Here is a 20,655-nt window from a genome sequence, read left to right as displayed (position 1 = left end):
GGTGCATGTCGGTGGTCCGGCCTAGGATCGAGCGTGTGACCAGCCTTTCCGACGCGCCTCCCGAAACCACCGACATTCCCGATGTCGAGGAGCTTCTCGACCTCGCCGTCGGTGAGCTGGGTGGTGGGCGCCGGGACGGCCAGCACCGCATGGCCGTGGCCGTCGGCGAGGCCATCGAGAAGGGTGAGCACCTGCTCGTCCAGGCGGGTACCGGCACCGGAAAGTCGCTCGGCTACCTGGTGCCCGCCGTCCGGCACGCGGTCGCCGCCGACAGCAAGGTCATCATCTCGACGGCAACCCTGGCCCTCCAGCGCCAGGTCATCACGCGCGACCTGCCGCTCGTGGCCAAGGCCGTGACGCCGCAGCTCCCGCGCGAACCGAAGATCGCACTGCTCAAGGGCTGGCACAACTACCTCTGCGTGCACAAGGTCGGCGGCGGCTACCCGGTCGACGAGCCCACCCTGTTCGACCTGCCCGGCGGCGAGGACCACCCGCGCACCGAGGAGCCCGCGGCTTCGGGCGGCGCTCGCGGACGGCGCAGGGACGACGGCGCAACGCTCGCCGACCACGTCCGCCGCCTGCACGAGTGGGCGAACGAGACGGAGTCGGGCGACCGCGACGACCTCGTGCCGGGCGTGCCGGACCGGGCATGGCGCCAGGTCTCGGTCACGGCGATGGAGTGCCTGGGCGGCAAGTGCCCGATGCTCGCCGAATGCTTCCCCGACAAGGCGCGCGCCGCGTCCCGGGAGGCCGACGTGGTGGTGACCAACCACGCGATGCTCGGCATCGCGGCCACGGGCAGCCCGGGCATCCTGCCGGAGCACGACGTCGTGGTGGTGGACGAGGCGCACGAGCTCACGGACCGGGTCACGTCCTCGGCGACCGTCGACCTGTCCATGGCCTCGGTCGAGAACGCCGCACGTCTGGCACGGCGGCACGCGGGCACCAACACTGACGCCCTGGACGCCGCCGCGCAGGCGCTGGGGACGTTGCTGGTGACGGCCCCGGCGGAACGGTTCCCGAACGGCCTGCCCGACGAGCTGCGCCTGGCGGTCGGCGCGGTGCGCGACGCCGCCCGCGAGGTGCTGAGCACGCTGAAGCCGGAGGCGGGCGGCGGCAAGGGACAGGCTCCGGCGCAGCCCGAGCCCGGCCTGAAGATGGCCCAGGGCGCCATGCTGCAGCTCTTCGAGACGGCGGAACGTATGTCGTTCCAGGACACGACCGCCGACGTGCTGTGGTGCTCGCGCCCGGACAACAACTGGGGCGGGTTCGCCGACAACGTGACGCGGCTGCACGCCGCGCCGCTGCACGTGGCGGGCCTGATCCGGATGCACCTGCTGGGCGAGGCGACGGGCGTCTTCACCTCGGCCACGCTGGCTCTGGGTGGCACGTTCGACGCCGTGGCCGGCACGCTCGGCCTCAAGGGCGAGGACGCCCCGCCGTGGCACGGCCTCGACGCAGGCAGCCCGTTCGACTACCCGCGCCAGGGCATCCTGTACATCGCGCGGCACCTCCCGGCGCCGGGCCGCGAGCCGACGACGGAGGCGCAGCTCGACGAGATCGCCGAGCTGATCACCGCCGCCGGCGGCCGCACGCTCGGCCTGTTCTCGTCCCGGCGTGCGGCGAACGCGGCGGCGGAGGCCATGCGGGAGCGGCTCGACTTCCCGATCCTGGCGCAGGGCGACGACCAGCTGCCCACCCTCGTGCGCGAGTTCGCCGAGGATCCGGAGGCCTGCCTGTTCGGCACGCTGTCCCTGTGGCAGGGCGTGGACGTGCCCGGGCCGTCGTGCCAGCTCGTGCTGATCGACCGCATCCCGTTCCCGCGCCCCGACGACCCGGTCAAGGCCGCCCGCGCCAAGGCCGTGGAGCAGGCGGGCGGCAACGGGTTCATGGCGGTGTCCGCGCAGCACGCGGCGCTGCTGCTCGCGCAGGGTGCCGGGCGTCTCGTGCGGAGCATGGACGACAGGGGAGTGGTGGCCGTCCTGGACCCGCGCCTCGCGACCGCGCGCTACGCCTCGTTCCTCACCCGTTCGATGCCGGGGTTCTGGCCGACCACAGACTCGGCGCTGGTGCGCGCCGCGCTGGCGAGGCTCGACACCTAACCTGGGGGCATGGCAGCCCTTTCGGACATCCCGGCCGTACGTCCCTCCAATGCCCGTACCACCAAGCTCGCGGTGGTGGGCGCGGGCGCTGTGGGCTCCACGCTGGCCTTCGCCGCGCTCGCGCGGGGCTCGGCGCGGACCATCGCCCTGCACGACGTCAACCGGGCGAAGGTCGAGGCCGAGGTGCTCGACCTCCAGCACGGCCTCATGTTCACGCCCCAGGCGCAGGTGATCGGCTCGGACGACGTTGCGGTGTGCGCGGGAGCCGACGTCGTGGTCGTGACCGCAGGGGCGAAGCAGAAGCCCGGGCAGACGCGGCTCGACCTCGCCGAGGGAACCATCGGGCTGATGCGCGACATCCTGCCCGGCCTCGTCGAGGTCGCGCCGGGTGCCACGTACGTCATGGTGACGAACCCGGTGGACGTCGTGACCTACGCGGCGCTCAAGATCTCCGGAGTGCCGCGCGAGCGGATGTTCGGCAGCGGTACGGTCCTGGACTCCTCCCGGCTGCGCGTGGTGCTCGCCGAGCGCTGCGGCGTGGCGGTGGGGAACGTGCACGCGTACATCGCCGGGGAGCACGGCGACTCGGAGATCGCGCTGTGGAGCTCGGCGTCGATCGGCGGCATGCCGCTGCTCGACTGGGAGCCGCTGGGCGGCAAGCCGCCGCTCGACGCGGCGGTCCGTACGGAGGTGCACCGCGAGGTCGTGGACTCCGCGTACCGGATCATCTCCGGCAAGGGGGCGACCAACTACGCCGTCGGCCTGGCCGCTACCCGCATCATCGAGGCGGTGCTCAAGGACGAGGGCCGGATCATGCCGGTGTCCTCGCTGCTGGACGACTACCACGGCATCAGCGACGTGTGCCTGTCCGTGCCGTCGCTCGTGGACCGGCGGGGTGTCACGGACAACGTGCGGGTGCCGATGTCCGATGACGAGCTGGCGGGCCTTCGTGCCTCGGCAGAGAACGTGCGGGCCGTGCAGAGGCGGTTCGGCTTCTGACGGCACCGCGAAGTAGAGCGCCTGTCCGCCCTACGCACGCTGAGCGTTGCGCAGGGCGGACAGGCGCTCTACTTCGCGGTCTTGTCAGAGGCTGCGGAGGACGGCGACCACGCGGCCGAGGATCTGGGCCTCGTCGCCGGGAATCGGCTCGTAAGCCGGGTTCTGCGGCAGCAGCAGCACATGACCGTCGGTCTGCTTGAACGTCTTGACCGTGGCCTCGCCGTCGATCATGGCGGCGACGATCTCGCCCTGCTCCGCGACGTTCTGCTGGCGCACGACCACCCAGTCCCCGTCGCAGATCGCGGCGTCGACCATCGAGTCGCCGGCGACCTTGAGGAGGAACAGCTCGCCGTCACCCACCAGCTGGCGGGGGAGCGGGAACACGTCCTCGACGACCTGTTCGGCGAGGATCGGGCCACCGGCCGCGATACGGCCCACGAGCGGTACGTACGACGGCGGGGGAGTGCTGGCGTCGTCGGGCACCGAGCCGCCCCAGTGGACCTGGCCGCTACGGCGCGGCTCGGGCCAGTGGATCTCGCCGCGGGTCGGCTTGTCGACCTGCTCGGCCATCGGCTCCACGAGCTCCATGGCACGCGGCCGGTTGGGGTCGCGGCGCAGGAAGCCCTTCTTCTCGAGCATCTGGAGCTGGTGCTTGACGCTCGACGGACTGGCCAGCCCGACGGCCTCGCCGATCTCACGCATCGACGGCGGGTAGCCCCGCGTCTCGAACGACTGCCGGATCGTGTCCAGCACGAGGCGCTGCCGTTCGGTGAGGCGGTCTGTCGGCGAGATCGTGTGCACGTCAGCGACCGCCTTGTCGGCCGGCGTGTCCAGCGTGGCGACGCCGGAGGCTGCCGTGTCGACGGCTCTCGTGTCGCTGGTCCCGTCCCGTCCCGTCATGCCCGTGCCCCTCCCGTTCCGACAAATGTTCTCCTGTGCGCTACCCACTCTAGGTCACAAACGCGCTCGGCTCAAACGAATGTTCGAGCGTGTCTCGACATGGACGGTGTCCCGTGCTACACAATGGTACGGGCGTTCGACGAACGCTTGTATGAACGACAGAAGCTCTGCACCTCGAGGAGGGGCCATGGGGGACGTGATCCCGCTGCGGCAGTACACCCCGACGTATGAACAGGCGTATGCGCCGTCGTATGGCCGGGCGTACGCACCGGCGGCCGGACCGGCTGCGCTCCGTGCGTACGCCCCGGCGGAAGGGCGCACGATCGCCGACCGGCTGGGCCTGGCCGGCCTGCGGCTCACGCGGCGTGGCCGCGTGGTCCTCGTGCTGCTGGCCATGCTCCTGCTCGCGCCGATGGTCACGTGGGGGGCGACGGCGGTCGCCAGCTCCCCGGGAGAACCCACCGAGGTCCGGGTGCATGCCGTGCAGCCGGGAGAGACGCTCTGGGGCTTCGCCCAGGAGGTCGCGAGGCCCGGCGAGGACGTGCGGCACGCGGTCGGCCGGCTGCAGGAGCTGAACGAGATGTCGACCGGCACGCTGCGCGTCGGGGAGCTGCTGCTCCTGCCCAAGGAGTGACGAAAGGCCTCGATTCGCCGACGAATGTTGCGGCTATGTTGCAAGGGGGTGGTTTGCCCGCTTACGGTCGGGGCGCGACCGGAGGCCTCCGGTCGATGGTCGACCACGCAGGAGTGAGCATGCACTGCCCGTTCTGTCGCCACGCCGACTCGCGTGTGGTGGACTCGCGGACCGCCGACGACGGCCTGTCGATCCGGCGCCGACGGCAGTGCCCGAACTGCAACCGACGGTTCACCACCGTGGAGACCGCGAGCCTGTCCGTGGTCAAGCGCTCCGGCGCCACGGAGCCGTTCAGCCGCGACAAGGTCGCCGCGGGTGTGCGCAAGGCGTGCCAGGGGCGCCCGGTGAGCGACGACGACCTGGCGATCCTGGCCCAGCGTGTCGAGGAGACCCTGCGGAGCAACGGCAGCGCGGAGATCGACGCGTACGAGGTGGGCCTCGCCATCCTCGGCCCGCTCCGCGAGCTCGACGAGGTGGCCTACCTCCGGTTCGCGAGCGTCTACCAGTCGTTCGACTCGCTCGAGGACTTCGAGAGCGCGATCACCTCGCTCCGTGCGGAGCGCGCCGAGCGGGCGGCCGCCCAGGCATAGGGCGTCGTGGGGCCGCCGCGCCGTCGTCGGCCGGAGTTGCCTCGGTGGAATCCAAAAATGTTGGCACCTGGCTGTGCCGTGGTGCAGGCTGGGGCCGACGACGGACCCGATCGAGGGACCCCCGGAACAAGAGGAGGTGATCGGTGTGACGGACGACAAGCCCAATGCCGAGGTAGCCGAGACCAAGGGCGCGGAAGAGCCCAAGGTCGCGACAGCGCCGAGCACGGACGCGAAGGCGAAGTTCAAGGAAGCTCTGGACCGCAAGAATGCGGCTCGGAGCCGGACCTCCGCGGGCGATGTGAACACTGGTGCGGTGCACGGTTCGGAGACGACGGGCCCCGTGCAGAAGATGTTCCGCCGCAAGTCCGGCTGAGACTGTTCGGCCGAGGCCGTCGACCAGGTATCTGACCTGGTCGGCGGCTTTTGTTGTCTCGCGAGGCGCCTAGCAAAGGGATAGGTGACCCGCGATGACACAGTTCGTGACACGGTTTGAACGCTCGGGAATGACCGATAGTGCCTACGGATGCTCGACGCTGTCGGCGCCGTTGGCGCACCTCAGATACATGAGCGCCTCGCACGACAAGCCAATGGACCGCACACCGATGTGGACCCTCGAGGAACTGTGCACGGTCCTGCGCACCACGCCCGCGACCATCTACACCTGGCGGAAGCACGGTCAGGGGCCCCGCGCCTACAAGGTCGGTCGGCACCTGCTGTTCGCAGACGCTGACGTGCGCGCGTGGCTCGAGTCGCGCGTCGCGGACACCGAGTGTGGTGACGACGAGGCGACACCCGAGCGCCGCATCACCGGATCGGGGTGGTGAGCAATGGGCAGAACGGAGCTCCAGCCGGGCGAACACGGCAGCATCTCCATCAAGCAGACCGGGCCGAAGACATGGCGGGCTCGGACACGGCTCAAGCTCATGACCGGAGAGATTGTGCCGGTCTCTCGAAACGGATCCCGTGAGGACAAAGCACGCCTCAAGGTGCAAGCCGCGGTGGCCGAACTGCTCAAGGCAGCGCGCGGCTCGGATGAACTCAAACCAGATTCGAAGGTGGGACTCGCATGCCGCCAGTGGGTAACTGAGATACGAGTTCGGTCGACCTGGCCTCGACCTCCGATGAGGGCGCAGACGATCGACAAGTACGAGTACCAGCTCGACCGGTACGTGGTTCCGGTGCTGGGACCGAAGCGCCTGAACGAATTGACTCCGGCTTCGTGCCAGCGTCTCATCGACTCGATCGTTGCTCGTGGCGAGCCGGGCAAGAAGGACATGACGAACACCGCTGTCCGGATTCGAAGTGTCCTCAACATGGTGCTGGACCGCGCAGTCATCCATGACGCGATCCGTGACAATCCAATGCGCAAGACGATCACGCCGGACCTGAAGCAGCCCGTACCGCGCGCGATCACAGCGACAGACGTGTACCGCCTGCGCAAGGCCGTCCGCAAATGGGTCGAGGGTGGCAAAGACCGCCCTGGACCCGATCCAAGCAGGAACCTGGCAGTCGTGATCGATGTCCTGCTGGGCACCGGCGCCCGCATCGGTGAGGCGCTCGCACTGCGGTGGGATGAAGTCGATCTCGATTCTGCGGAGGGAGTACCGACGGTCACAATCGCAGCCACGATGGTCCCCGTTCGGGGACGGGGTTGCGTCCGACAAAGCATCCCTAAGACCGATGCAGGCGAACGCGTGATCACCCTTCCACCATTTGTCGTCGAATCCCTTCGAACGATCCGGCCGGCAATGGTCACGGCTGCGATGCCAGTGTTCCCCTCTCGCCGCTACCGCGATGACGGCACTGTCCTGCGTTGCCAGGCCCCGTCGAATCTTCGACGGCAGCTCCGTGCGGCACTCGCGGCAGCCGACATGACGGGAGAGGTGCATCCCCACCTTCTGCGATCGACCGTCGCCACGTTTGTCGCTCGCAAGCGTGGTGTGGCTGACGCCGCAGCTCTGCTTGGACACAAGATCCAGGCTGGTGTCACCGGCAGGAGCTACATCGAACGGCTCCGGCATGCGCCTGACGTGTCGGCCGTACTGCAGGCGATGGTCGAGATCGGAGAACAGGAGGCGCGGTTGCGAGAGCAGGATCAAGGTACCGAGGGCGACAGCGCTCGTGGCAATGACCGTTCGGACACTCGTACCGAGGTGCAGGCCGCATGACCAGTTATCCGCGGTGACGTTTCCTCGGCGGCTCGCGGCTAACCGGTCGCGCGCAGCCGCGAGCCGCCGAGGATCGTGCGCCTCTTCAAGCCGACGCCACCATGGCCCAGGGCTGATTGGTGTGCTGATGATCGGTGCAACCAAGTGGGCGACCGGTGCGGCAGGCTGCGGACTAGCATCGCGATAGATCACAGGGCGCTGTATTAAAGGTCCGGTGTATAGGCCGGAGCCATGGATTCCGAGTTCTGTTGCGGGCCGGTCCCTGGTCCGGGAGGACCGGTTGCACGGGATCGCAGCCCGTTAATCATGACGGTGGCGATCTGGTCGAATGCGACCTGCAGCGAATGGCCGAGCGGTTCCGACCAGGGGTCGACTGTGAAGGTCGCTGAGTTGACCTCGGGCTTGAGCTGGCCGAGCACGTGTTCGGGGTTGTCGAGCCAGTAGTCGTTGAGGTGGCCACGACCGGACGGGGTGATCACGTCCCGTGCCGCAGGGATGCCAGGGCCTGGCTGACCGGGCTGGCGGTGGTAGAGGAACAGGACGTCGGTCGGGCCTTCGGCGTGGCTATTCGGTCGCATCGCTCCGCTCGGGAGCCGGACTGCGCCGACTAGGTCGGCCTTCGCGTCGACGGCCTGGCGGAGGGTTTGGTTGGGGTGGTCGAGGAACACTGGGGAGGCGACCGCGACCGTGATCCCGCCTGGCGTGCTCTGGTCCAGTGCGCTGATCAACAGTTCCTGGTGGTAGGTGCCCAGGCGTGCGCGCCGGTCGGGATCGAAGAGCGTCACGTCGTGGAAGGGCAGGTTGGCCAGTACGAGGTCGTAGCGTCCGGGGTCGTTCTGTGCGCCGAGTTCGTGTACGGGCAGGTAGTTGTGTGGCCACTGGCTGGTGGGTGGGATCGGGGTGTGGAAGACGAGGTGCCGTTGTGGGTCGCGTGGGTAGTGGGGATGCGGGCCGAGGCCGGCGAGCATGTCGGCGTCGACACCTGCGGCGACCAGATGACCAGAGATCTGCCCGGTATGGTGTGTGACGGACTTCAGGGCTGGCCACAGGTGGATCGCGATCTGCCAGTGCCGGTCGACGCCCGAGATCTGCTGGTGTGCGTCCAGGGCGCGGCGGTCCATCACCGCGGTCGCCCGCGCCACGACGTCCATCTCGGGTTGCGGCTGCCCCATGATCAGGTCTGCCGCGAGATGCGCGCCGCCCTCGACGCTCTCGTCCTTCGCGTTCATGGCGTCTCCCATCGTCTGTCTCTATCCTGGGTATCGGTGCTGTCGGCGGCTGCTGGGGCGCAGCCGAAGGCTTGAAGCGTGCTGTCTACAGCTCGCGTGGGCCCGCTTCTGAATCGAGGGTGGCGGCGTCCATGTGGCTCGTGGGCGCCGACGGCGGCGTTCGGGGTGCGATTGACGTCTTCCCATTGCCAGGCCCTGCTGTGGAGCGCTGAGCGGACCAGGCCGTCTCGGCTTCGGCGAGACGTTGGTTGACGTCTTGCGCCAGGACCGGGCCCATGGGGCGAGGGTCGATTCCGAGCCGGACTGCTTGGGAGACGAGAGTGGTGAGATCCGCATCCTTGTCTGCGTGGCGCAGCAAGCCGTGAACGATCGGCGCGGGCCGTGCGGCGAGGAAGATGGCTGCTGCTGCGGTGGACGCGAGCTGGGGTCGCTGCTCGGATGGTGCCGCGCGAAAGGTACGCACCAGGGCATCGGTCCGGGCGTCCATCAGCCCGTTGTCTCTGATGGCATGGACGAGCACGGTGTCGCGGGTGAGGGCAGCGGTGGTGATCAGGTGGGACAGGACTGTCATCTGTTGGAGGTCGTCGACCCGGCTCGAGGCCAAGGCATCCAGAGCGCGTTGTGCGGTCTCGGCTTGCATCAGGGGCGAGCTGCCCCGGATCTTGGTGGCCAGGCCAGGGTCGAGAGGCCCGAACAGCGGGGTCGGCAACGGCGCCACGGACTCCAGCAGTTCGGTGCGCGAGGCGGCCGGTGCGGGAAGCCCGTCTAGCGCGGCCTGAGGTACGACGCCGGTGACGGCGACTGCACGTCCCCATTCGCCAGTCGTGTTGTTACGGACCCGCCCGTGGCCGTCGTGGACGTGGATCTGGATGGAGGAGGACAGGCCGATAGCGTCCTCGACGGCGTCGGCCATGACACGTGAGCGTGCCGGTCCGTCGGGGCCGTAGGCGATCACGACCAGTCGTGCCACGGGGAGCTTCCGAAAGGCCCCGGCGAGATGCCCGGCGGTCTGCTCCGCGAACTCGTGCTCGTCGCCGTGGCCGTCGCTCCAGTCGATCGCGGCGTGTGCGACGGTCTTCCCGCCGGAGTCATACGCTCCGACGACGACGTCCTGGTCGCTGAGCTGGTGGCCGATCGTGTAGGGCAGCTTGGCGAGGTAGTTGGCGAGCTTGCTCTCGTTCATGATGACGGCGTCCTTCCTGGTCTGGAATGCGGTTGGTGCGGCGCACGGTCAGTGCCGTATGCCGGCATGCCGGCGACGGGTTGTGTTAGAGCAGGTCTGGGCGTGGTGGCTCACAGCCCGGGCGGCTCCGGACCTGGACTCGTCGACGGCGCGGGGTGGTCGGGCGTGATCGGGTCGGCGTTGCGGCGCTGGGCGCGCAGCCGTGCGACCACAGCGCGCGCCTCGCCCAGGTCCTGGGCTCGTATCGCGGAAGGACGCGTTGGGGCCCGGCCACCGGATTCGCGCATGGAGTCGATCGACACGTCCAGATCAGCCGCGTCGGCCGGCAGCTTCAGGCCACGGGCGCGGGCGGAGCGGACGATGGCATTCAGGCCCGCTCGTAGTTCCGTAGCGAGGCCCACGCGCCCGGGGACGACAGTCGTGTCCGCTGGTCCCCAAGGGTTGTCGCGGCTGGTCAGGGTGCCCAGGACGTGGTCGGGGTGGGCGTCGTAGTACTGGTTGACGTGCACGTCGCGGCCGTCGAGCGTGACCGGGGTCGACTCCGTGAATGGGGTCGTGCCGGGTGACCCACGGTGGTGGAGCAGGATCAGGTCGACGGTGCCGTCGTTGCCCGGGGCTCGGCGCAGCGTTCCGGCAGGCAGGCGGAGCGCGCCGAGCAGCTCGACCGCGCGGCTCATCTCACGCCGCACGTACGGGTCGGTGTCGTCCAGAAGCCGGCTGGAAGCAAGGAGGACGCTCAGCCCGCCGGGGCTGGTGAGTCCGATCGAGCCGAGCGCGTTGATCGCGTGCTGCTGCCACTGTCGAGCGGAGCCCACGGCCGAACGGGTCACGAGGTCGTTGGCCGGCATGTTGGTGATCACCAGGTCGAACGGGTCTGGCTGTGTGCCGGGGTGCTGGTGCAACTGCAACCCGGTGTGTGGCCAGGACGATCCCGGCACGAGGCCGATGAGTTCGGCCGTGGCACCTGGTGAGATCAGGCGTTCGGTCCGGGGAAGGCCGGCGTATACCTCGGCGTCCTCGCCCATGACCAGCATCCGTCCGCTGACACCGAGCCGACGCAGGGACGTCCAGAGTTCCTTGGCGATCAGTGCGTGCGGGGCGGTCGCGTCACTGGTCTCACGGTCGGTGAGGGCGGCAAGATCGGCCAGTTCAGCGAGGCCGGGCTCGAACTCGGGGTTCCAGGTCGGGTCCATGGTCAGTTCGCCGCCTCAGCCCGGTCGTCGACCGCTGCTGCGCTGGGCTGCTCGTGGCGTGGCCTGCTGGTTCTCTCAGCGGACACGTTGTGGGTCATCGTCCTGCTCCTCCCGCGTTGGTGTGTCGGGAAGGTGTGCGGGGGACGACACCGCTCTCGGGACCGGACGCAAGCTGCTCAGGTGGCAGGCAGAGTTAGATCAGAACGGGGGTTCGACGCCGGAGTCTGTTGGCGGCTCGTAGCGAGGTGGCAGGAACCCGAAGGTCACCGCCTGCCCGCGCGGGCGGGGCGGGATGAGGCCGCGTAACTGCAGCTGCGCGCGGATGTGCGCGGTCTCGCGTGCCGCGGCGCGGTAGCCGTCGATCGTTGGGCCGAAGCGTTCCCAGCGGGTTCCGTCCTCGTCGGACACGATCTCTTCCCGGTACCCGCGGCCCATGTCCTGCAGGACTTCCCCAGCGAAGTCGGGGGCGTCCACGACATTGGATGTTGCCGCCCGCCTCGATCAGCCGGTACAGGCAGAACGACGGCTGCGGGTTGGGGTCGTAGGTCCAGATCTGGGAGTCGTAGACCCGCTGGCTGTAGGCCACGTATTCCTGCCAGACACGTCGCGCTGTACGCAGCCGGGACGCGTCCGCTCCGGGACTCATGCCGGGGACGCCGAGGGCGAGCGCGTGCCAGCGCTCGGCACGCAGCGCTTGGTCGAAGCTCATCGCGGGCATGACGTGCCTCGCCTCCGGTCAGGGTGTGCGACTCCAGCGGCGCGGGCGGTGGATCCTGCTGGCCATCAGTGCAGGGACGGTTCAGGCCCCACCCGTGGGTTTCGGGCTTGGCGCTACAGGGCGGGCAGGTCGGGACCTGTACTCGGACCGTGCGGCATGTCCTGCTGGGGTGCAGGGTGCGCGCGGCTCGTAGGGCGTCGCTTCGCGTAGAGCCCGTCGTCGATGGCGATGTCGACGTGCGTGGCCAGGGCCTCGGACAAGGTCCGGCCGAAGTCGCCGCCCATCGGGGCGACGGTCGTCATGTCGGGGTCGATTGGGTCGGGCACGATGTTGCCCACCGCCGCCCAGGGCGCGTTGGCGTAGCAGTCGTTGATGAGCATGTCCGGGGCGTCGTGGATGTGTACTGGGCTGCGGTCGATGAAGTCCAAGCCGGCGGGCGGATGACCGGGTTCGCGACGGCGCAGCATCAGAATGTCCACGGGACTGTCCAGCAACGGTGCCTGGCGCAGTGCGGACGCGGGCAGGCGCACGGCCCCGATCAGGTCCGCGTGCTTGGCGATCGAACGGCGTGGCTGGGCGTCCGTCCCGTCGAGGAGCTGGCGGTGGGCGATCGTGACCAGGAGCCCGCCGGGCCTCAGCCACGTCAGGGCGTCACGGATGACCCCGTGGTGGAACATGACAACGTCGGTCTTGGTGGACCGGGTCAGAGCCCGTGCGTCGACCAGAGGAAGGCTGGCCAGGACTAGGTCCGCAGCACCAACCTCGTGGTCACGTGCCGACCGCAGTCGCAGACCCTGGTGTGGCCACCGGTCGGTGGGAGGCATACGAGCGGCCAGGAGCTCACCTTCCTCGTAGTCGTCGATGCTGTCGGCGGGCCTGGGGCCGTCGGGCGACGCGCCGGCGAGAAGATCGACGTCTTCTCCGACAGCGAGAAGCTGCCCGGTCGCGTACTCGAGCCCACGTAGCTGCGGCCACAGCTGCGCAGCGATGTTCTGGTGTGCCACGGCGGCCGAGGTGTCGTGGTGGTTCTTCTTGGCGAACACCTCCAAGAGCATCTCCGGATCGGCCTGGACGAACTCGATATTGGTTCCGTCGAACTCCATGACGAGTGCTTCTCTCTTCGTCGTTGCGGGTTGGTTGTGAGCCGTGTTGTTGGTGGTCACAGGTGCGGGCCGGGCGGTTCCTCCCGCCGGTGGGCGGCGCCGTGCCTAGGCGCAGGACTGCCGTGTTCCGTCGCCGGGCTCGTCGTCGTGCTGACGGGAGCGTGCTGGCGGGCAATCTCGCCGAACACGGTGTTGAGGCGACCCGGCCAGGTGCGGTCGGGGTCGTGGACGGCCAGCTGCTTCATGCCCCAGTAGTCGGTGCCCACATCGGGAGTGCCCAGGACGCGGTCGGGGCGGGTGGTGAAGTAGGTGCTCTCGTGCAGCCCGTCCGTGGGTGACCACTGCACGCTGGGGAACTGCAGACCCGGTTCGGGGTGCGGGGTCTCGCGGCGACGCAGGACCAGGACGTCGAGCGGTGCGTCGCAAGCGGGTGCGGCCCGCAGCGTGTGGGAGGGCAGCCGGGCCGCGCCGAGGAAGTCGGCCATCTGGGCCAGGCGTGCCCAGCGTGATGGGTCGGGGTAGTCCAGGACCATGTGGTTGGCCAGAAACACGGCATGGCCGCCCGGCGCCAGCCCCTCCAGGGCTTCGATGGCCTGGACGTGGAAGCTGTGCAGTCGCATCGCGCGGGCCTCGCGGCTGCGCAGGTGGATGTCGCTGTACGGCATCGACGCCACCGCGACGTCGAACGGCCGAGCAGTAGCCAGTCTCAGGGGGTACCGGGTGACTGGGAACGCGTCGCGGTAGGCATCCGGCCTGGCCCCTGGCACGGGGCCCTGCCACCGGTCGTGTATCGGGAACCCGTCATTGTCGCGAGCCTGGGGCCGGTTCGGGTCGCCGGTCAGGAGGACCTGCGGGTCCACGCCGAAGGCCAGCGCCCGGCCGCCGACCGGGGCGCCCAGACCTCGCAGCAGGTCCCAGACCATGGGCGCGAGGTGAGCGTGCGCACCGGTGGCGTCTGCGTGAGCGTGCACGGTCACGGCAGCGATGTCTGCCCGTTCCCGAGCAAGCTGTATGTGCGACGCGCTGGTCATGACCGGTCCTCCTCATCCGCGACGTCGGACGTCACCGAGCCAGGTGCGGGATCCTCCGGACCGGTCGTGGGCAGGCCCCAGGAGCGCCGCAGCCGGGCGATCCGCTCGGCGCGGGCCAGTTCGACCTCGGCCTGGGCGTCGGCCTCGATGCGGCGTCGCCGGTCGACGTCGTCGGCGACGAAGACGGCGAAGTCCGCGGCCCGGTCGGTGACCGTGACGGGGGTCGGGCTGGTGGCTGTTTCCTCCCCGGGCCAGGTGGTCAGTCGAGTGGGGCGGTCTTCGGTCAGCGTGGTGCCGCACCGCTGGACCCAGTCCCGCAGCCGGCGCCGGCAGTCGCCCAGGTCCCGCAGCCACATCAGCGGTGCCCCGGGGTGGGCGTCCTCGGCATGCCCGGCCAGCCACGAGGTGCGTAGCGCGGACAGCTCCCAGACCAGCTCGGGGTGCCGGTGCCACATCGGCGGCAGCTCCTGCGGCGTCAGGCCGAAGTCGCCGCGCAGCCAGTACACGAACGCGTCCAGCTGCCACCACTCCTGCTCGGCACGGTCCGCGTCCAACGTGTTCCAGTTGATCGGCACCACAGGCTCCGGCTCCGCCGGAAGCAGCAGGTCAGCATCCGGGGCCGTCGAGGCTCTGAGCGGGTCCCGGGCTGCTGTAGGGCTCGCGGGCCACGGACCGGTCTCCTCGACGGCCTCGTCCACTGCGTCATCCAGGCCCTCGACGTCGGGCAATGGGTCTCCGGGGCGCCAGCCGAGCATCCGCAGGAGCGAGATCTGGGAGGGATCGTTCGGCACATCGTCCGGTATGGCCAGGCGCTCGTCCTGTGGGTCTGAGCCGGGCAGGTCAGGTTCGATCGGATCGGCGCCGGATGCTTCGTCTGGGCCGTTCACGACGCACGCCCAGAACCGGGCTGCGCAGCCGGTGCGATGGCCGGACGGAGTCGGCGGCGGGTGCGGGTGACCTTGTACCGGGTGCGGGCTGCGTCGTGCCCGAGCCTGCGCGCGACGAACTCCTCACGCTGCACCGTCTGCCCGTCGCGGGTGACGTCGTAGGTGTTGACGTGCCCCGAGGCGATGAACGCGTCACCGGGCCGGAACCGTGTCCGGGCGCGCTGGGTCGACTCGTGGAAGACGACCAGGTCGCACGTGATCGGCTCCTGGGGTGTGAATGTCTCGCCCTCGTGCCGCCACTGCTGGGCGCGTACCCGCGCACGCAGCACCGGTATGCCGGACCGTGTGGTGCCGGGCCGTAGCCCGGTCAGGAACACGCCTTCCAGGCTCTGCCGAATGGGGATCGTCATGGTGGCTCCCTGCTCGGGTCGCGGGCGCCGGGGTGGCGCCCGTATCCCTTGCCAGGTGCGCGCTCAGCACCGCCCCACAGCCATGAGAGTGGGCCGGCTGATCCGATAGATCAGCCAAGTGGGTGTATGCCAGGGACGTCGTGCGGGGGCCCGGCCGACCGGCATGACGACGAAGGTCTAGTTCCACCCGATGGTGTGCCCGGGACCCGCCTCGCACGGTCCGACCTGCGCAGACGGGTCGGCGCGGCGGCAAGGTTCGGGGTGGGAGGCTTCACCGGGACGTCTCCGAAGGCGGCCGCGGGCAGATCGTTGATAAGGCACGTGAGGTCGTGCACAACGGCGTCATCCCGCCCGGCGGCGGGCTGCGGCTCGCGTGGCGAGCGCTGTCGGTGCGGTGGTGTCGTGCCGGGCGACCTCGAAGCGTGTGCCAGCGCCGTCGGCGCGCGACTGGCGGACCACGGACAGGCGGGCCTCGCGTAGGCAGTAGTCACCGTGGTCCGGGCCGCTCCACCTGGCCTGCTCGACGTTGAGCACCAGCGCCGCGCCCTCCCAGGGCATCGGCGAGAGGATCGTTGCGGCGCGCTGGCGTGCCCGGGCCAGGAGGTGCCGACGCTCGCTCGCTGTCGTGACGGCTTGCGGGCCAGCGACGGCGATCTCGACGCCGTCCAGGAGTGCGGCGAGGATTGCGGCAGCGTGACCGCCGAGGTCGGGCACGACGACGACGCGCTCCAGGTCGACGCCTGCCTCCGCCAGCGCCAGCGGGCTGAGCTCGGGCCAGCCGACCAGGGCCACCCACCTGTCGCGCTGCGTGGCGCCCAGGAGCCAGCACATCAGGCTCGCGGAGTCCCGCACGGTGACCGCTGCCCCGGTAGGTAGATCGCCGTCGGGCAGCAGGGCGGTCAGCGGGGCAGGCCCCGGTGGAGCGAGCGTGACGACCGGGTCGTGATGCTCGACCCCGACACGACGCTCCACCGACTGGAGCGCAGCACGGGCCCGATGCCATGCCGTCGGAGCCGCCGCCGTGTCGAACATGTGTTCTAGTGTATGCGCGAACACTGCGGAGCAGCCGGTCCGCTCGGCTCAGGTCGAGGGCCGGGGGTTCTACGGCGGTCAGCGCCGGGGAGGTTGGTAGGTGTCTGCCCGGTCGGGCACTCCGATGCTGAGCATCTGCCAGCCCTCGGGAACATGGGCGTCCAACTCGTCGCGGCCCGCCTCGTAGGTCGAGGCTTCGACCTCGATCTCGCGGGCCTGGGACGGCTCGTCGCCGCGGACGGCGGCGCGGGTGTCGATCGTGGCCACGACCCTCATGTTGGTGCCCTTTCTGGTGCTCTCGCTCAGCTACATGATGCGGCCGACCACTGACACCCGCGTGCCCGGCGAGAAAAAGCCAGTGGTGATAGGTGACACGGCCGCTGGTCCCGATGAGAGCGCCGTCGCTGGGGGTGACGGTTGTGCCCTGTGCCCTGGTCCTAGTCGGCGTCGAGCAGCAGGCCGTCATAGGTGCAGGTTGTCGCTCCCGCCGGGACGCTCGACGCGGTCGATGGGCCCGGGTGCGGATGGTGTCCGAGGTGGCTGGTCGGGTGCCGGCGGGTGCAAAGAGCCAGGTGCGGACAGCCCGAGCTGGGTCGCGGCGCCCCCGATCCGCGTGAACGCCTCCTGCATCCGCTCACCCAGACGGGTCCGGTCAGCGACCGGGACCAGCGGCGCCGAGCTGCCGGACCCGGGTAGAACCCGGGCCAGAACATGTTCGGGGTGAGCGGAGAAGTATTCGTTGATCGTCACCAGACGCTCGCCAAGCTCGATCGTCGAGATGTCGGTGAACGCGTGGCCCGCGCTGCGTGAACCGGAGGGGCGGCGGCGCAGCAGGACGACGTCGAACGGCACGCCCGGCCCACCGGGCGAGGGGCGTGGCGGCACGCGCAGGGCACCGACCAGGTCAGCCTGCCGGGCGAGGTTCTTGCGCCCGGTGGGGTCGGGGCTGTCCAGGACCTGAGGATGCACGAGTGAGATGCTGATCCCGCCCCGGGCCGACAGGACGACCCCTTCGGTGAGGACCTTGGTCCCGTAGTCGGCCAAGGCCTGCGCCCGCTGCGGGGTGGAGGGAGTCTGTTTGAACGGGACGTCCTGGAGCACGACGTCGAGCTGGCCGCGGTGTACGGGGAGGCGGGGCAGGTCAGCGCCCTGGTGATGCAGCCGGATCCGGTCGTGCCCGGACGTGTCGGGGATCATGGCGACGAACGCGAGGTACCCCGGGGGTGTGCCGGCGCGCCGCAGGTGGGGAGCCCGGCCAGACAAGGCGTCGCTGTTGGCTCCGCGCCCGCCGAGGTACCCGCTGTCGTAGCCGAGGGCACGCAGTACCGGCCACAGGTGTCGGCCTACCTGCCAGGCGTCGGCGAGGGCGGCTGGGTCGCCGGCGCCCATGGCGCGGTGCAGCTCGGCCGGTGTCAAGGGGCGGGTAGTTGTCGTCGGGTTCATCGGGCTGCTCCTGTCGCTAGACGGTCGTACTCACACGGCCGTGCCCAGCACGGTCCGGGCGAGCCGGGTTCAGAGGGGTGGTACGGGGTCCGCCTGTGATGGGCGGTTGGTCTCGGCACTGGCCCGCGGCCTCGTGTGCGGCGTCGGGCGGGGCGTGGGCAGGACGTCGAGGCCCGGGGCTGTCCTCGGATCCGCGGCCGGCCTGTGGGCGCGGGTGATCTGGTCGAGCACGCGTGGCAGTCGGTGCTGCCAGGTGCGCTTGGTGTCGACGACGGTGAGTCGTTCTTGGTCCCACTGGTCGGTCTGGGTCATCGGCAGGCCCAGGACATGCTCACGATGCGATCGGTAGTAGGTGGTGACGGGGATCCCGGCGCCCGGCATCCACTGCGACCGAGGCACCACGAGTGCGCTATCTGGTCCGTCGGGTCCGGGGGAGTGGCGGCGGAAGATCAGCAGGTCGGCCGGTGCGTCGCACTGGTCCTCGGTTCGCAGCGCGTGGGTCGGCAGGCGGGCGGCGCCGAGGAAGTCCGCGACCTGTCCGGTCTGTTCCCACGGAGAGTGCGCGGAGCCGTCCAGTCCGGCACCGTCCAAGATGGAGTGATTGGCCAGTGCGAACACGAGCCCGCCCGGCGCGGACCTCTCCAGTGCGATGGCAAGGTCTTCGTGGAACCGGCGCTGCTGGTAGGACCAGGCCACCAGGCTACGGACGTGCACGTCCAGCCCGACCTGGGAGATCACCTGGGCGGTGAACGGGCCACGGGCCCCGGCATCGGCCGGTTGCGGGTTGACGGTGTAGGCGGGGTAGGGCCATCGTGGCGGGACCTGAGCTCGCCACGGGGCTGATCCTTCCCACATGGTCGCCGTCGGGTGCATGACCGGGGTGGTGCCGATCAGCTGTGCGGAGCAGGACCCGGTCACCAGGACATCTGAGCCGGGCGGCACGCCCAGGGCCAGGGCGGTGTGCCAGATCTGCCGGGCGAGGAAGTGATGCCCGCTGGTCGCGTCCGCCCGGACGTGCGCGGTCATCGCGAGCCGGTCGGCCTCGATCAGACGCTCCTCGTACCGGTCCATGACACTCCCTCCCTGAGCTCCTGCGCCCTAGCCCCGCTTGAACCGGGCCCGCGCGCCGCGTGCGATGACTGGTCCAGGCCCTGGCCGGGTGTGCGGCCCGCACTTCGGTCGTTGTTCAGGTGTGCGACCCGCACCACTCGACGTACTCATGCGGAACGGTCGGCACCCTGCTATCGGTCAGGAAGCAGTCGGTGGGGTCGGACGGGAGCGGCGAGCTGCCGTCTGCAGCAACGTCTCGACTTGGGTGCGGTCCGTCGTGAGCTGGTCGGCGTCGGGCCTAGCGGTCCAGGTGCGCAGGTCGGTGATGATCGGTGGCGCCGCGCGCAGCAGGACCAGGCTGATCCCGAACGGCAGCATGCGGATCGCCTGCGCCGGCATGATCGCGACCCTGCGGACGGCGCGTTGCAGGGTCCGGGCGCCACGCTCGCCGCGGATATGGGTATCGGTGAATTCGTCGCGTTCCCCGATCAAGCTCGAGAAGTCCGCCAGGTCCTTCGAGGAGGAGGAACCGCCCAGGATGACCTTGACGATCGAGGCGTCCCAGATCGCGTTGGCTGCGTTCTCACCCCACTTGTCCCGCGCCTGAGCCAGGGACTGCAGTACGGGCATGGTTGTCAGCCCGGTGCCGCCGCCTTCCGCCATCAGCGTCGGCAGGGACGGCAGGGGTGCGAGGTTGCCGATTTCGTCCAGCGCGAGCAGGAGCGGCGGGTCCAGCCGGGCACCAGGGGAGGCGGCAGCGAGGTGCCTGGCAGTCTCGACCAGGTCCTCGATGAACGCCGCCACCAAGGGTCCGGAAGTGACCGATCCAGCCCCGGTAGCCAGGAGATAGAGCGTCCCGTTGTCCCGCAGGAACGCCTCGGGGTCGAACGACTCGTCTGGGCCGGGGGAGACGCTGTCCAGGACGCGGGGGTCGGCCAGGCAGGCCAGCGCCTGCTTGACGCCCATCCACGCGCTGTCTCGGGTGCGAGGGTCCGCCTGGATAATCGACTCCAGCGACTGCCCCCACCCCGTGGCCGCGCCCGGGTGAGACGCGAGGATCGCGGCAGCGTCCTCAGCAGCCGAGGGCGAGTTGGACCACGCGAACAAGTCCCGCGCCGATCTGCCGTCGAGGGCGGCGGCGTGCAGCATCGCCTGCAGGGCGGAGCGGGTCATGCCCTCCCAGAACCCGCCGTTCTCCGTGCTGCCGCCACCGAGCCCGGTCGCGGAGGCGAGCCCAGTCGCGCGGATCATGGCCGTCAGGGGATCCTCGCAGCCGCGCACGATCGACCACCGAAGCCCGGCAGGCAGTCCCTTGGCCAGGTGCTGCGGATCGAACACCGCCACCGGTCCGACCCGCTCCCGTGCCTTCAGGGTGACGGTCAGGGCATCGGGCCGGGTCGAGGTCGTGACGACGGCGCCGGGGGCGTCCAGGATCGCGTTGACCACCATATGCAGCCCCTTGCCCGACCGCGGTGGGCCGAGCACCAGGATCGAGTCTTCGACTGATGCCCACACGCCTTGCCCGTGCGCGGCCCCGAGCTGGTACCCGACCTCCGGTGCAGTGGGCTTCCGTAGTGACGGGCGCAGGGTCCGCGACCGTTTGAGCAGGACCCGCTCGGAGGCGGTGTGGGTGACGTCGCGACGTGTCGCCGTGCCCGGGGTGTGGTGCGGGCTGCGTGCCTGCCGGTGGTTCATCGCCAGGACTGCCTGGGTGGCCTGCCAGACCACGACACCCAGGAGGCCGAGGAGAAGGGCAACCGCAGTCCAGTACGCGGCCGGATGCAGACCGTCTGCTCCGAGCACGCCGGCGGGGTCGGCCGGTCTGAGCAGGACACCCAGCCCAGTCAGAGCATTTCCGGTCGGTGCGTCGGCGCCGGTAGCCCACGCCGCGAGACTGCCAGCCGCGCGCAGCACCGTGGCCAGCCCGAGGAGCACGCCTAGCCCGATCAGGCCGAGGTCGGTGAGCTCGTCACCCATCGCGCG

At 69.9% G+C, this 20,655-nt stretch carries 21 protein-coding genes; 7 read left to right on the top strand and 14 right to left on the bottom strand.

Annotated elements, in window-relative coordinates:
* Nucleotides 1–5: 5 nt before the first annotated feature.
* Nucleotides 6–2,102 carry an ATP-dependent DNA helicase gene (locus ACNYC2_RS18035; protein ID WP_419703116.1) on the top strand — a complete coding sequence of 699 codons (2,097 nt, stop codon included), beginning with the start codon at nucleotides 6–8 and terminating at the stop codon, nucleotides 2,100–2,102.
* 9 nt (nucleotides 2,103–2,111) lie between these two features.
* A complete protein-coding gene (locus tag ACNYC2_RS18030) occupies nucleotides 2,112–3,101 on the top strand; it encodes an L-lactate dehydrogenase (RefSeq protein ID WP_419703115.1) in 990 nt (329 codons plus the stop codon).
* An 84-nt stretch (nucleotides 3,102–3,185) separates the two neighbouring features.
* On the opposite strand, the gene lexA is transcribed toward ACNYC2_RS18030, so the two are convergent.
* On the bottom strand, nucleotides 3,186–4,001 hold the full coding sequence (gene lexA / locus ACNYC2_RS18025) for a transcriptional repressor LexA (protein WP_377136844.1): 816 nt from the start codon (nucleotides 3,999–4,001) through the stop codon (nucleotides 3,186–3,188).
* 187 nt (nucleotides 4,002–4,188) lie between these two features.
* Between lexA and ACNYC2_RS18020 the strand changes: the two genes are divergently transcribed.
* From ACNYC2_RS18020 to ACNYC2_RS18000, 5 genes are all read left to right on the top strand, one after another.
* The gene (locus ACNYC2_RS18020) at nucleotides 4,189–4,635 is read left to right on the top strand and encodes a LysM peptidoglycan-binding domain-containing protein (protein WP_419703114.1); all 447 of its coding nucleotides are present in this window, start codon (nucleotides 4,189–4,191) and stop codon (nucleotides 4,633–4,635) included.
* Nucleotides 4,636–4,754: 119 nt separating this feature from the next.
* Nucleotides 4,755–5,225: a transcriptional regulator NrdR gene (nrdR, locus tag ACNYC2_RS18015; RefSeq protein WP_357463254.1), complete on the top strand. Its 471-nt coding sequence runs from the start codon at nucleotides 4,755–4,757 to the stop codon at nucleotides 5,223–5,225.
* 145 nt (nucleotides 5,226–5,370) lie between these two features.
* Nucleotides 5,371–5,598, top strand: coding sequence for a DUF5302 domain-containing protein (locus tag ACNYC2_RS18010; RefSeq protein WP_419703113.1), 228 nt, complete (start codon nucleotides 5,371–5,373; stop codon nucleotides 5,596–5,598).
* 94 nt (nucleotides 5,599–5,692) lie between these two features.
* Nucleotides 5,693–6,049, top strand: coding sequence for a helix-turn-helix transcriptional regulator (locus ACNYC2_RS18005; protein WP_419703112.1), 357 nt, complete (start codon nucleotides 5,693–5,695; stop codon nucleotides 6,047–6,049).
* Nucleotides 6,050–6,052: 3 nt separating this feature from the next.
* A complete protein-coding gene (locus tag ACNYC2_RS18000) occupies nucleotides 6,053–7,393 on the top strand; it encodes a tyrosine-type recombinase/integrase (protein WP_419703111.1) in 1,341 nt (446 codons plus the stop codon).
* A gap of 203 nt (nucleotides 7,394–7,596) precedes the next feature.
* Here ACNYC2_RS18000 and ACNYC2_RS17995 read toward each other — a convergent pair whose 3' ends face one another.
* The 13 genes from ACNYC2_RS17995 to ACNYC2_RS17935 form a co-directional block, all read right to left on the bottom strand.
* Nucleotides 7,597–8,622: a hypothetical protein gene (locus ACNYC2_RS17995; RefSeq protein WP_419703110.1), complete on the bottom strand. Its 1,026-nt coding sequence runs from the start codon at nucleotides 8,620–8,622 to the stop codon at nucleotides 7,597–7,599.
* 85 nt (nucleotides 8,623–8,707) lie between these two features.
* Nucleotides 8,708–9,805 (bottom strand): hypothetical protein, encoded by a 1,098-nt coding sequence (locus ACNYC2_RS17990; RefSeq protein WP_419703109.1) that lies wholly within the window; start codon nucleotides 9,803–9,805, stop codon nucleotides 8,708–8,710.
* A gap of 110 nt (nucleotides 9,806–9,915) precedes the next feature.
* Nucleotides 9,916–10,998 (bottom strand): hypothetical protein, encoded by a 1,083-nt coding sequence (locus ACNYC2_RS17985; RefSeq protein ID WP_419703108.1) that lies wholly within the window; start codon nucleotides 10,996–10,998, stop codon nucleotides 9,916–9,918.
* Nucleotides 10,999–11,196: 198 nt separating this feature from the next.
* Nucleotides 11,197–11,472 carry a hypothetical protein gene (locus tag ACNYC2_RS17980; protein WP_419703107.1) on the bottom strand — a complete coding sequence of 92 codons (276 nt, stop codon included), beginning with the start codon at nucleotides 11,470–11,472 and terminating at the stop codon, nucleotides 11,197–11,199.
* Between the two features lie 357 nt (nucleotides 11,473–11,829).
* Entirely contained in the window at nucleotides 11,830–12,819 is a 990-nt protein-coding gene (locus tag ACNYC2_RS17975; RefSeq protein WP_419703106.1) for a hypothetical protein, read from the bottom strand.
* 56 nt (nucleotides 12,820–12,875) lie between these two features.
* Complete coding sequence (locus ACNYC2_RS17970) at nucleotides 12,876–13,850, bottom strand: hypothetical protein (RefSeq protein WP_419703105.1); 975 nt, start codon at nucleotides 13,848–13,850, stop codon at nucleotides 12,876–12,878.
* Entirely contained in the window at nucleotides 13,847–14,641 is a 795-nt protein-coding gene (locus tag ACNYC2_RS17965; protein WP_419703104.1) for a hypothetical protein, read from the bottom strand. Before ACNYC2_RS17965 ends, ACNYC2_RS17970 begins: the two co-directional genes overlap by 4 nt.
* Before the next feature lie 92 nt (nucleotides 14,642–14,733).
* On the bottom strand, nucleotides 14,734–15,147 hold the full coding sequence (locus ACNYC2_RS17960; RefSeq protein WP_419703103.1) for a single-stranded DNA-binding protein: 414 nt from the start codon (nucleotides 15,145–15,147) through the stop codon (nucleotides 14,734–14,736).
* Nucleotides 15,148–15,489: 342 nt separating this feature from the next.
* A complete protein-coding gene (locus ACNYC2_RS17955) occupies nucleotides 15,490–16,179 on the bottom strand; it encodes a hypothetical protein (RefSeq protein ID WP_419703102.1) in 690 nt (229 codons plus the stop codon).
* Between the two features lie 78 nt (nucleotides 16,180–16,257).
* The gene (locus tag ACNYC2_RS17950) at nucleotides 16,258–16,446 is read right to left on the bottom strand and encodes a hypothetical protein (protein ID WP_419703101.1); all 189 of its coding nucleotides are present in this window, start codon (nucleotides 16,444–16,446) and stop codon (nucleotides 16,258–16,260) included.
* A 195-nt stretch (nucleotides 16,447–16,641) separates the two neighbouring features.
* A complete protein-coding gene (locus tag ACNYC2_RS17945) occupies nucleotides 16,642–17,622 on the bottom strand; it encodes a hypothetical protein (protein WP_419703100.1) in 981 nt (326 codons plus the stop codon).
* A gap of 69 nt (nucleotides 17,623–17,691) precedes the next feature.
* Nucleotides 17,692–18,693, bottom strand: a complete 1,002-nt coding sequence (locus ACNYC2_RS17940; RefSeq protein WP_419703099.1) for a hypothetical protein — start codon at nucleotides 18,691–18,693, stop codon at nucleotides 17,692–17,694.
* Between the two features lie 177 nt (nucleotides 18,694–18,870).
* Nucleotides 18,871–20,649 carry a type IV secretory system conjugative DNA transfer family protein gene (locus ACNYC2_RS17935; RefSeq protein WP_419703098.1) on the bottom strand — a complete coding sequence of 593 codons (1,779 nt, stop codon included), beginning with the start codon at nucleotides 20,647–20,649 and terminating at the stop codon, nucleotides 18,871–18,873.
* Nucleotides 20,650–20,655 lie beyond the last annotated feature (6 nt).

It is taken from the genome of Promicromonospora sp. NFX87, assembly GCF_048564965.1.
Classification (GTDB): Bacteria; Actinomycetota; Actinomycetes; order Actinomycetales; family Cellulomonadaceae; genus Promicromonospora.
Note: the sequence above shows the minus strand (reverse complement) of the source record. Positions and strands in the feature narration are given on the sequence as shown.

Excerpts from the sequence above, each read along its gene's own strand:
- nrdR (WP_357463254.1), top strand. The coding sequence starts at position 4,755 with ATGCACTGCCCGTTCTGTCGCCACGCCGACTCGCGTGTGGTGGACTCG.
- ACNYC2_RS17955 (WP_419703102.1), bottom strand. The coding sequence starts at position 16,179 with ATGTTCGACACGGCGGCGGCTCCGACGGCATGGCATCGGGCCCGTGCT.
- ACNYC2_RS18020 (WP_419703114.1), top strand. The coding sequence starts at position 4,189 with ATGGGGGACGTGATCCCGCTGCGGCAGTACACCCCGACGTATGAACAG.
- ACNYC2_RS17985 (WP_419703108.1), bottom strand. The coding sequence starts at position 10,998 with ATGGACCCGACCTGGAACCCCGAGTTCGAGCCCGGCCTCGCTGAACTG.
- ACNYC2_RS17960 (WP_419703103.1), bottom strand. The coding sequence starts at position 15,147 with ATGACGATCCCCATTCGGCAGAGCCTGGAAGGCGTGTTCCTGACCGGG.
- ACNYC2_RS17935 (WP_419703098.1), bottom strand. The coding sequence starts at position 20,649 with ATGGGTGACGAGCTCACCGACCTCGGCCTGATCGGGCTAGGCGTGCTC.
- ACNYC2_RS17995 (WP_419703110.1), bottom strand. The coding sequence starts at position 8,622 with ATGAACGCGAAGGACGAGAGCGTCGAGGGCGGCGCGCATCTCGCGGCA.
- ACNYC2_RS17945 (WP_419703100.1), bottom strand. The coding sequence starts at position 17,622 with ATGAACCCGACGACAACTACCCGCCCCTTGACACCGGCCGAGCTGCAC.
- ACNYC2_RS18030 (WP_419703115.1), top strand. The coding sequence starts at position 2,112 with ATGGCAGCCCTTTCGGACATCCCGGCCGTACGTCCCTCCAATGCCCGT.
- ACNYC2_RS17975 (WP_419703106.1), bottom strand. The coding sequence starts at position 12,819 with ATGGAGTTCGACGGAACCAATATCGAGTTCGTCCAGGCCGATCCGGAG.
- ACNYC2_RS17990 (WP_419703109.1), bottom strand. The coding sequence starts at position 9,805 with ATGAACGAGAGCAAGCTCGCCAACTACCTCGCCAAGCTGCCCTACACG.
- lexA (WP_377136844.1), bottom strand. The coding sequence starts at position 4,001 with ATGACGGGACGGGACGGGACCAGCGACACGAGAGCCGTCGACACGGCA.
- ACNYC2_RS17970 (WP_419703105.1), bottom strand. The coding sequence starts at position 13,850 with ATGACCAGCGCGTCGCACATACAGCTTGCTCGGGAACGGGCAGACATC.
- ACNYC2_RS18000 (WP_419703111.1), top strand. The coding sequence starts at position 6,053 with ATGGGCAGAACGGAGCTCCAGCCGGGCGAACACGGCAGCATCTCCATC.
- ACNYC2_RS17940 (WP_419703099.1), bottom strand. The coding sequence starts at position 18,693 with ATGGACCGGTACGAGGAGCGTCTGATCGAGGCCGACCGGCTCGCGATG.
- ACNYC2_RS18005 (WP_419703112.1), top strand. The coding sequence starts at position 5,693 with ATGACACAGTTCGTGACACGGTTTGAACGCTCGGGAATGACCGATAGT.
- ACNYC2_RS18035 (WP_419703116.1), top strand. The coding sequence starts at position 6 with ATGTCGGTGGTCCGGCCTAGGATCGAGCGTGTGACCAGCCTTTCCGAC.